This is a genomic window from Thiomicrospira sp., assembly GCF_036568485.1.
Taxonomy (GTDB): Bacteria; Pseudomonadota; Gammaproteobacteria; order Thiomicrospirales; family Thiomicrospiraceae; genus Thiomicrospira.
In genome coordinates this window covers 1-8175 of sequence record NZ_DATCSL010000017.1, presented here as the reverse complement: position 1 = coordinate 8175, position 8175 = coordinate 1, and the positions used below count along the sequence as shown (strand labels likewise).

Genomic DNA, 8175 nt, shown 5'->3' with positions numbered 1-8175 from the left:
ACCAAAGAGGTTTTGCCCGCACCGGAGGGGGCTGAAATAATATAAAGATTGCCTAACATAGGATTCTCGACAGGACGATATTCGTCAAACACAAAAAAATTTAAACTATCTTATCAAACCAGGCTAATTTGCGTGTAGGTTTTTAGATTCTGCCGCGCAATTTTGGATACAATAATTTACATGCACAATCAAAGTATTTTTTTAGTCGGCCCAATGGGTGCCGGAAAGTCCACCGTAGGCCGATTTTTGGCAGAACGACTGGGCTACGAATTCATCGACAGCGACCACGAAATCGAAGAGCGAACCGGCGTCACGATTCCGATGATTTTTGACATCGAAGGCGAAACTGGTTTTCGACAGCGCGAAATGACGGTGATTGACGAACTCACACAACGCCCCAATATTGTATTGGCCACCGGCGGTGGTGTAGTGTTGGCGGAAGATAATCGGCGCGCATTACGTTCGCGTGGGTTTGTCATTTATTTACGCTCTTCGGTCGAATCCTTGGTTCAACGTACCAAGAATGACCGTAATCGCCCGTTACTTCAAACCGACGACCCGGAAAAAGTGATCCGGCAAATTTTGGAAGTTCGTGATCCGCTTTATATGGAAATCGCCGACTTGGTGATCGAAACCCAGCAAGTGTCGGTGTTTCGTGTTGTTAAACACATTCATGAAGCGCTGGAAACGCAGGGCATCGTGTCGTGACGCTCTGCTCACGGTTAAATATTGTAAAAGGCCGCCGCTTTAACGTCGGCGATCAACCCGCAAACGCATTAAGGACAGTCCATTGATTACTCTTAACCTCGACTTAGGTGACCGCAGTTATCCGATTTACATCGGTCAGGATTTATTACAACATGCAGGCCTGGTGACGCCTTTTGTAAAAGGCACCCAAGTGATGATCGTCACCAATACAACGGTCGCGCCTTTATATTTGGAGACTTGCAAAGCTCTATTCAAAGATTTTGAGGTGGACTGCGTGATTCTGCCGGATGGAGAGGAATATAAGAATCTAACCGTGATGAACTCGGTATTCGACAAACTCATCGAACGTCATTTCGACCGCAAATGTACCTTAGTCGCACTGGGCGGCGGCGTAATCGGCGACTTAACCGGTTTTGCGGCGGCGGCCTATCAGCGTGGTGTACCGTTTATTCAAGTGCCGACTACCTTATTGTCACAAGTCGATTCGTCGGTGGGCGGCAAAACTGGCGTGAATCACCCGAAAGGCAAAAACATGATCGGCGCGTTCCACCAACCGCAAGCCGTAGTGATTGATACCCACACACTTAACACCTTGGACGACCGTCAATTGTCGGCGGGTTTAGCCGAAATCATTAAATACGGTTTAATTCGTGACTTGGCGTTTTTTGAATGGTTAGAGCAGAACCTGGAAGGCTTAATGGCGCGCGACCACACCTTGTTAGCCGAAGCGATTCAACGTTCCTGTCAAAACAAAGCCGATGTGGTGGCCGCCGACGAAACTGAACAAGGTCAACGCGCATTGCTTAATTTAGGCCACACTTTTGGTCACGCGATTGAAGCCGGCATGGGCTATGGCGCTTGGTTACACGGCGAAGCCATTAGCGCCGGTATGATGCAAGCGGCCTATATGTCACAATTATTAGGCGATTTAAGCGCGGCGGATGTCGAACGCATCGGCGCCATATTCAAACGTGCCAAACTGCCGATTTACCCACCCAACGAACTCAGCAACGACCAGTTCATGCAATACATGGCGGGCGACAAAAAAGTCCAAGCCGGTAAAGTGCGTTTAGTGTTATTAAAGTCGATCGGCGAAGCCTACATCAACGGCGATTATCCAGCCGAAACCCTAACCAAAACCCTAACCGACTGGCGAGTCTAAATTCACCACAGAGGCACGAAGCCACCAAGCGTTTATCTACTAACCTAATCGCTTTGCCTTCGTGTCTCTGTGTCTTCGTGGTTCAAACAAAAGGAAATATCATGATTGATCAATTGCAGCAGCGCTTTAACCATCCCAACGTGCGTTTCTACTTGCGTGACCAATTGGTCATGATTGAACTTAAAAACAACTTTGGCCAAGCCACCGTCACCACTCACGGCGCCACCTTATTAAGTTACATTCCCGCTGGCGGCACGGATTTATTATGGGTCAGCGACACCGCTATTTACGATGGCAGTAAACCGGTGCGTGGCGGTGTGCCGGTTTGTTGGCCGTGGTTTGGTGCGTATGACGACAGCAAAATGGGCGCGCACCCAACTGATGCCGCCAAAAAAGCTCACGGCTTTGCGCGTTATGAATTATGGGAAGTCGAATCCGTTGCCAGCGTCGGCGAGGCGACTCAAGTAGTCTTAAGTCTAACGCCTAATGCCTCAATAGAAAAAGCCTGGCCGTTTGATTTTAAAGTCAGTTTAGCCATCACCCTAGGTGAAAAACTCACGGTTGAACTCATTGGCGAAAATCGCAGCAACCAGGCCTGGTATGTTACGGAAGCCCTGCATACTTATTTCAAAGTCGCCAAAGCACCAGGCCTGGTGGTGGAAGGCTTAGAAGGCAAAACCTATTACGACAAAAACCAAGGTTTCGCCGACTTCAAACAAATCGACACCCTAAAAGTACAAGCGCCAATGGACTGCGTGTATGTGGATCACAACACGGCCGTCGTGATGAAAGATCAAGGTCGCGATATTGTGATGGACAAAATCAACAGCGCCAGCACCATCGTATGGAATCCGGGTGCAGAAGGCGTCAAAGCCTTCGCCGATATGCCAGACAACCAATACGAATTTATGCTCTGCGTCGAAGCCGGCAACGCCCTACAAAACGGCTATCAACTCAAAGTCGGAGAAAAACACACCATGGGCATGGTTTTGTCAGCCGTTAAGAACTGATTGTCCAGAGTTACTTGGAAGAACTTAGTGTAACTTATGAGACTTATTTATTTTAATCACTGCGAACTAAAAATAAGCCGCCCATTGAATATAGGCTTGGGTGGTGGATTCGAATTCGGTGTTGTTTTCGCCTAGGGCTTGTTGGAGGCCGAGTAGGAGTTGTTGGGTGTTGGAGAGTGAGTAGGTTGTGTTGAGCATAACGAGGCCGCTCTTGTCTTGCAGGTTGGCTAGGCTGGTGAGGCTGGCGCTGGATAGGGCGGTGATTTCCATGCTGCCGCCTAAGCCTAGGTAATATTGGTTTTTGGTAAAGAGTTGGCCGCGCTCTAAACGTAGCGCGAGTTCTGTTGAGAGACTTTCTGGTTTGGCTTCTTCTTCGCCAAAGCTGTTGTAAAAGCCTTCGATATAGCCGGATACATTGCGTTGCCACCACGACCAGGCCTGGTGGTAGTTGATAAGTGCGCTGGTTTTGATGTCGCCACTTTCTAATTGAGTGGGCATGAGTTCTAAATTCCATTGGCCGTCTCGCCAATTTCCGCTAAAGGATAATCCTAAAACCGTGTCGTTATAATCTTTGGCGAGCATGACGTGGGTTTCGATTTGCGCGAAATGTCGCCAAAATAGGGCGTAACTGCTTTGATCGGTTTCGATATCGCCGGTTTGTGTATTGCGTCTGGGGACGGCTAAGAGACTTAAATCGTCGCCGGAATTCATTAAGTATTGCGCGTGCAGCATGTCGCTGCCGGGTTTGTATTCTTTGTCGAATGCGGTGGGGGCGAAGGGGTTAAATAAGTCCAGCGGGTTAAATATCATGCCTTGCCCCCAGCTAAAAGCTTGGCGACCTAGGTTGACTGAATATTGGTTTTGGGCGTAACTGACGCTTAAGCGATCTATGCGATGTTGGGCGATCACATCTTGTTCGTTGAGCAAGGTGTGTTGCAGGTTCATCACTTGGGCGTCATCATTCGGGATCGGTAGGTTGCCAATGCCGTCACTGGCGGCGGCTTGCAGTTGGTAGTCGAGTTTAAACGACCAGGCCTGGTGAGTTTGTTGTTTCTTTAATCGCAGGTCGGTGGCGGCTAGCGCATCGGAATCCTGGGCTTGTCCTAATCCTTTTATATGTCCCGCCCAGTCGGCCAACGCCGTGTTGGCTGTAATACAAAGCACCAGGCCTGGTAGTAACCAATTCAACCTCATTAATCAAAAACCTTGATCGCGATTAAATCAAACAAGCCATCCCCCAGCGGTTCGACAACCGCCACGTAGCCGGGTTGTACTCGTTGGTGGATCAGTTCGCCGATATTGGGACGATGGGTGACGAGTATCAAGTTGCCCGCGCCTGTGTAGTCTCCAATCAGGCGTTTGATGTTGGCCATGTTTTGGTTAGCTTGATCTTTTGGCAAAGCACGGATTAAGCGCAGTTCGGGTTTGATTTCGTATTGGCCAAATGCCAGTTGTGCGGTGTCTTTGGTTCGACAGTGTGGGCTGGCGTACACGGCTTCAATCGGCACTTGGTAGTGACGGAAGGTGTGACCAATCACTTGGGCTTGGGTGCGGCCTTCGTCGGATAAGTTACGTTCGATAAAACAAGATGGATCAAGCGAAAACGGGTCGCCGACATCTTCATCCAATTTGGCGTGTTGGACTAATACGACTTTGCCGCCTTGTTGCAAGGCCGCCCAAAACTCTTCGTCTTCGGCCTGTGCGTTATTTAAGCTGGTGATAAAAACCAAACACAATGCGAACAGGCTAAAAACAGTACTAGGTCTGGTGGTGGATTGAATTGACATGTCGATTTCCTTTTAATGATTGATTAATTCTTATCTTTAGCTAAATCATCCGACACCACTTGGCCGTCGCGCAGTTGGATTTGGCGTGGGGCGAAGTGAATCACTTCGGGGTCGTGGCTGGTGATAATAAAGGTCATATTCAGTTCTTCGTTTAGCTGTTTTAGCAGTTCAATTAAGGCGCGTGAATTTTGGCTGTCGAGGTTGGCAGTGGGTTCGTCGGCTAGCACTAAACTGGGTTTGGCGGCGATGGCGCGGGCAATCGCCACACGTTGTTGTTGACCGCCGGAAAGATGCGCCGGACGCCGGTTTTCCAGCCCTTCTAAACCGACCGCTTTTAAGACTTCACGTGCGCGCTCTAGTGTGCTGGCTTTGTCTTGGCCTTGCATTTGCATAATAAACGCGACGTTTTCGAGCGCGTTAAAGACCGGGATCAGGTTGTAGGATTGAAAGATAAAGCCGATTTTATTTAGGCGTAAATCGGTAAGCTGATCGGTATTGAGTTTGGGGGTGGATTGGCCGTTCAACAAAATATCGCCGTTATCTGGGCGCTCAAGCCCACCGATTAAATTTAATAAGGTGGTTTTGCCCGAACCGGATGGGCCGTATAAGGATATAAACTCGCCTTTTTCGATGGTCAAACTCACATTGTCGACGGCTTGAATCAGCTTGTCGCCATCGTGGTAATGTTTGCAAAGTTGTTGGATTTCTAAAATCGGTTGCATAGGCATCCTTTGTCAGCTTATTTAATTCTTAACGAGCTTGGAGTCGATTATGGCGGGTGGCGCGCCAAATCGGCCATAAGCTAAACACAATCGTGGTGGACAAGGTGGCGATGAGCACTTCTGTCCATTTGGGTAGATCAATTAATAAATAGAGTTTGCTACCCATGCCAAATTGCGCCGCGCCTTCAGCAAAGCGTTGGAGTTCGATGCCGTCACCAATCCAGGCGACCAAACCCAGCATGAACAGGATCGCTAATAAGGTGGAGACGAGTAAAATCAAGCCCACTTCATACACCACTAATAAACGCAAACGCAGCGGCTTGATGCCCAATGAATAAAGCAGGTTGAACTCTTGTTGGCGTTCGTAGAGCGACATCATGAGGGTATTTAGCATGCCTAGCATCATGAGCAATAAAACAAAACCTAGCCAAATCCAGATCATGTTTTCCGACAGCTCTAAGGTGGCTTCTAAAATCGGTTGGCGTTGCCAAATGGTTTGCACGCTTAGGTCAGGGAACGCGGCTTGCAGTTCGGCGCTTAAAGCTTGAATCTCGAGTTTGTTATCGGTGGCGGGCACCATGCCGATTTCGTGAAGGCCTTGTTTTATATTGAGCCAGTTGGCGGCGGTGTCGATGGGCATAAATACCAGGCTTTCTTCAATGCGCGGGTCGGCGTGTTTATACAGGCCTTGAATCGGTAAACCGATTTCCGCCAAACCACCGCCGTTTTTTTGCGCCATTAATACCACGCGTCGATCCAGTTGCGTGGTTAAGCGTTTGGCAAGTTTTTCGCCGATCACCAGGCCTGGTGCTTCGCGTTGATAATCACCGGCTAGCATGGATTCACTTAAAAACGACAGACCTTTTTCGGCTTCTGGATTAAAACCGACAATCATCACTGAGACGCTGTCGTATTCACTTTGCATGGTGGCGTTAACTCGAATACGCGGCGCGACTTGAATGTTAGGTGTATTTTCAAGTTGCTGCTTTAGCCGGGCGTTAAAATCGAAAAAGTGCTCTACTTCCGGCTCATCAATATAATCCGGGTGGTGAATTTGGATAGGTTCGGCTAGGTTTTTGTAGGTGGTTTCAAAAGTGCTTTTCATCCAACCTTGCAAAAAGCTTTGGATCAGCAACATGGTGAAAATGCCCAGCGTAAACACGCTGATTAGCACGAGGGTTCGGCGCGCATTACGCCATAAGTTACGCCAGGCGAAGGTGGATAAACGCACACTCATTTGGTTTGTCTCCCAGATAATGGATGCAGGCCAAAAATACGCCAGACAATCATCGCCGACATAAGCCAAGTGCTTAACCATAAAAAGCCCGGCGCAAACCAAACCGCCATCATCGTCAGGTTAGGATAGATAGTGGAGCTCATGCCATATTCAGCAAACATTTCTTCGGTGCCGGGGATGGTAATGCCGGTTTGGTAAAAATACAGGGTAATTAAAATGCCTAAAGCGATGCCTAAAATCAGGCCCAAACTTAAGGTTAGATGGGTTTCAAGTTGAGTGAGCCAGGCGAGTTGTTTGCGTGATAAACCCAGTGATAACATCAAACCAAATTCGCGTTCGCGCTCTAATACCGACATAAGCAAGGTGTTAAACAGAATCAATACCACGATGAGCAAGATCGCCACATACCAGATAAATCCGGAGTAATAATCCAAATCAATGCCCTGCGCGACGCCGGGTTGGAGTTCGCGCCAGTTGCGATAAGTGATGTCGAATTGCTCGGACAGCGCCTGCAATTGGGGTTCGAGCTGGTTAATTTGTTGAAATGGCTCAGTCATTAAAGCCAGTTGATGCGCTTGATTGGGCAAAGCAAATAGGGTTTGCGCATAGTCGAATGGAATCAACGCCAATTGACGATCTAGATCGGGCGAACCGGAATCAAAAATGCCGACCAGCGTAAAAATATCGGCGGCCAAACTGCCGTCTTTATCTTGCCCAAGCAGTTGGATTTCGTCGCCAATGCTTAAATCTAAACGTTGTGCTAGGGTTTCGCCAATTAGCATATGCGCTGTGTCATCTGGTTTAAGAAACCGACCTTGTTTAACCAGGCTGGCAAGGCGTGAAATCTGCGGTTCGACTTGAGGTTGCACACCTAATACCATTGAACCTTGATTGCGATCACCGGCACTTAATAAACCAAAGGCTTGGGTGCGATAACCCAACGCCACCAGGCCTGGTAGTGAGCGAAGTTGGGTTTCTAGTTCGGGCTGGATTTCAAAGCTATTGCGTAACGAGGGCGTGTCAAGATAGTCGGCCTGTTGGAATTGAGCGTAACCGTCTAATAAACTCAATGCATTCACTTTCATGCTGTCGTAAGAGCCCAGTTGAAACGCCAGCATGAAAATAAATAACGTGCTGGTAAGGGTCATGGCGAGCACGGTCATAACGGTACGTTTGGGGTGACGCCAGAGATTACGCCAAGCGAGTTTGGTGAGAAAGCTCAATCCCATTTTTTATCCTTAATGCTTGATCGGGGGTTTAATTCGTTTTCAAAAGCATAAAAAGCACGCGTGCAGGCTGAGTATTTTTTGCTATGATAGCTCACGATGTTCTACAACCTTATGGAGAGTATAGTATGGAAACAAATTTTTTGACCGATTTTTTGGTGATGCTTTCTAGCTGGGTACGGCCTTATCTTGGTGAAATTGGTTTTGCGATGATGGCGACCTTGCTAGTGATTTATGGCGATGATTTAACCTCAATGTTAAAAAAACAAATTGGTGGTTTGCATTTCTTTTTGCGCCTGACCGTGTTTATTTTGTTTTGTGCG

Annotated in this window: 9 protein-coding genes; 4 read left to right on the top strand and 5 right to left on the bottom strand. The window is 48.2% G+C overall.

Annotated features, from left to right (window positions below; translation table 11 throughout):
- Window positions 1-180: 180 nt before the first annotated feature.
- The 3 genes from aroK to VIM91_RS02085 all read left to right on the top strand — a co-directional run bounded on the left by aroK (window position 181) and on the right by VIM91_RS02085 (window position 2880).
- Window positions 181-708 carry a shikimate kinase AroK gene (aroK, locus tag VIM91_RS02095; RefSeq protein ID WP_331863168.1) on the top strand — a complete coding sequence of 176 codons (528 nt, stop codon included), beginning with the start codon at window positions 181-183 and terminating at the stop codon, window positions 706-708.
- Window positions 709-790: 82 nt separating this feature from the next.
- The gene (gene aroB, locus VIM91_RS02090) at window positions 791-1870 is read left to right on the top strand and encodes a 3-dehydroquinate synthase (RefSeq protein ID WP_331863167.1); all 1080 of its coding nucleotides are present in this window, start codon (window positions 791-793) and stop codon (window positions 1868-1870) included.
- Window positions 1871-1971: 101 nt separating this feature from the next.
- Window positions 1972-2880 carry a D-hexose-6-phosphate mutarotase gene (locus VIM91_RS02085; protein ID WP_331863166.1) on the top strand — a complete coding sequence of 303 codons (909 nt, stop codon included), beginning with the start codon at window positions 1972-1974 and terminating at the stop codon, window positions 2878-2880.
- Window positions 2881-2946: 66 nt separating this feature from the next.
- On the opposite strand, the gene VIM91_RS02080 is transcribed toward VIM91_RS02085, so the two are convergent.
- Genes VIM91_RS02080 through VIM91_RS02060 form a run of 5 tightly spaced genes read right to left on the bottom strand, consistent with a single transcriptional unit; the run spans window position 2947 to window position 7855 of the window.
- A complete protein-coding gene (locus VIM91_RS02080; RefSeq protein ID WP_331863165.1) occupies window positions 2947-4074 on the bottom strand; it encodes a hypothetical protein in 1128 nt (375 codons plus the stop codon).
- Complete coding sequence (locus tag VIM91_RS02075; RefSeq protein WP_331863164.1) at window positions 4074-4667, bottom strand: histidine phosphatase family protein; 594 nt, start codon at window positions 4665-4667, stop codon at window positions 4074-4076. The genes VIM91_RS02080 and VIM91_RS02075 overlap by 1 nt, the downstream gene beginning before the upstream one ends.
- A 23-nt stretch (window positions 4668-4690) precedes the next feature.
- Window positions 4691-5389 carry an ABC transporter ATP-binding protein gene (locus tag VIM91_RS02070; RefSeq protein ID WP_331863163.1) on the bottom strand — a complete coding sequence of 233 codons (699 nt, stop codon included), beginning with the start codon at window positions 5387-5389 and terminating at the stop codon, window positions 4691-4693.
- Between the two features lie 28 nt (window positions 5390-5417).
- Window positions 5418-6626 carry an ABC transporter permease gene (locus VIM91_RS02065; RefSeq protein WP_331863162.1) on the bottom strand — a complete coding sequence of 403 codons (1209 nt, stop codon included), beginning with the start codon at window positions 6624-6626 and terminating at the stop codon, window positions 5418-5420.
- Window positions 6623-7855: an ABC transporter permease gene (locus VIM91_RS02060; protein ID WP_331863161.1), complete on the bottom strand. Its 1233-nt coding sequence runs from the start codon at window positions 7853-7855 to the stop codon at window positions 6623-6625. Before VIM91_RS02060 ends, VIM91_RS02065 begins: the two co-directional genes overlap by 4 nt.
- A gap of 125 nt (window positions 7856-7980) precedes the next feature.
- Here VIM91_RS02060 and VIM91_RS02055 point away from each other — a divergent pair.
- Window positions 7981-8175 (top strand): DUF3392 family protein (locus VIM91_RS02055; protein WP_331863160.1); only part of this gene is annotated, 195 nt, incomplete at its 3' end.

Excerpts from the sequence above, each read along its gene's own strand:
- VIM91_RS02085 (WP_331863166.1), top strand. The coding sequence starts at position 1,972 with ATGATTGATCAATTGCAGCAGCGCTTTAACCATCCCAACGTGCGTTTC.
- VIM91_RS02075 (WP_331863164.1), bottom strand. The coding sequence starts at position 4,667 with ATGTCAATTCAATCCACCACCAGACCTAGTACTGTTTTTAGCCTGTTC.
- aroK (WP_331863168.1), top strand. The coding sequence starts at position 181 with ATGCACAATCAAAGTATTTTTTTAGTCGGCCCAATGGGTGCCGGAAAG.
- VIM91_RS02065 (WP_331863162.1), bottom strand. The coding sequence starts at position 6,626 with ATGAGTGTGCGTTTATCCACCTTCGCCTGGCGTAACTTATGGCGTAAT.
- VIM91_RS02060 (WP_331863161.1), bottom strand. The coding sequence starts at position 7,855 with ATGGGATTGAGCTTTCTCACCAAACTCGCTTGGCGTAATCTCTGGCGT.
- VIM91_RS02070 (WP_331863163.1), bottom strand. The coding sequence starts at position 5,389 with ATGCAACCGATTTTAGAAATCCAACAACTTTGCAAACATTACCACGAT.
- VIM91_RS02080 (WP_331863165.1), bottom strand. The coding sequence starts at position 4,074 with ATGAGGTTGAATTGGTTACTACCAGGCCTGGTGCTTTGTATTACAGCC.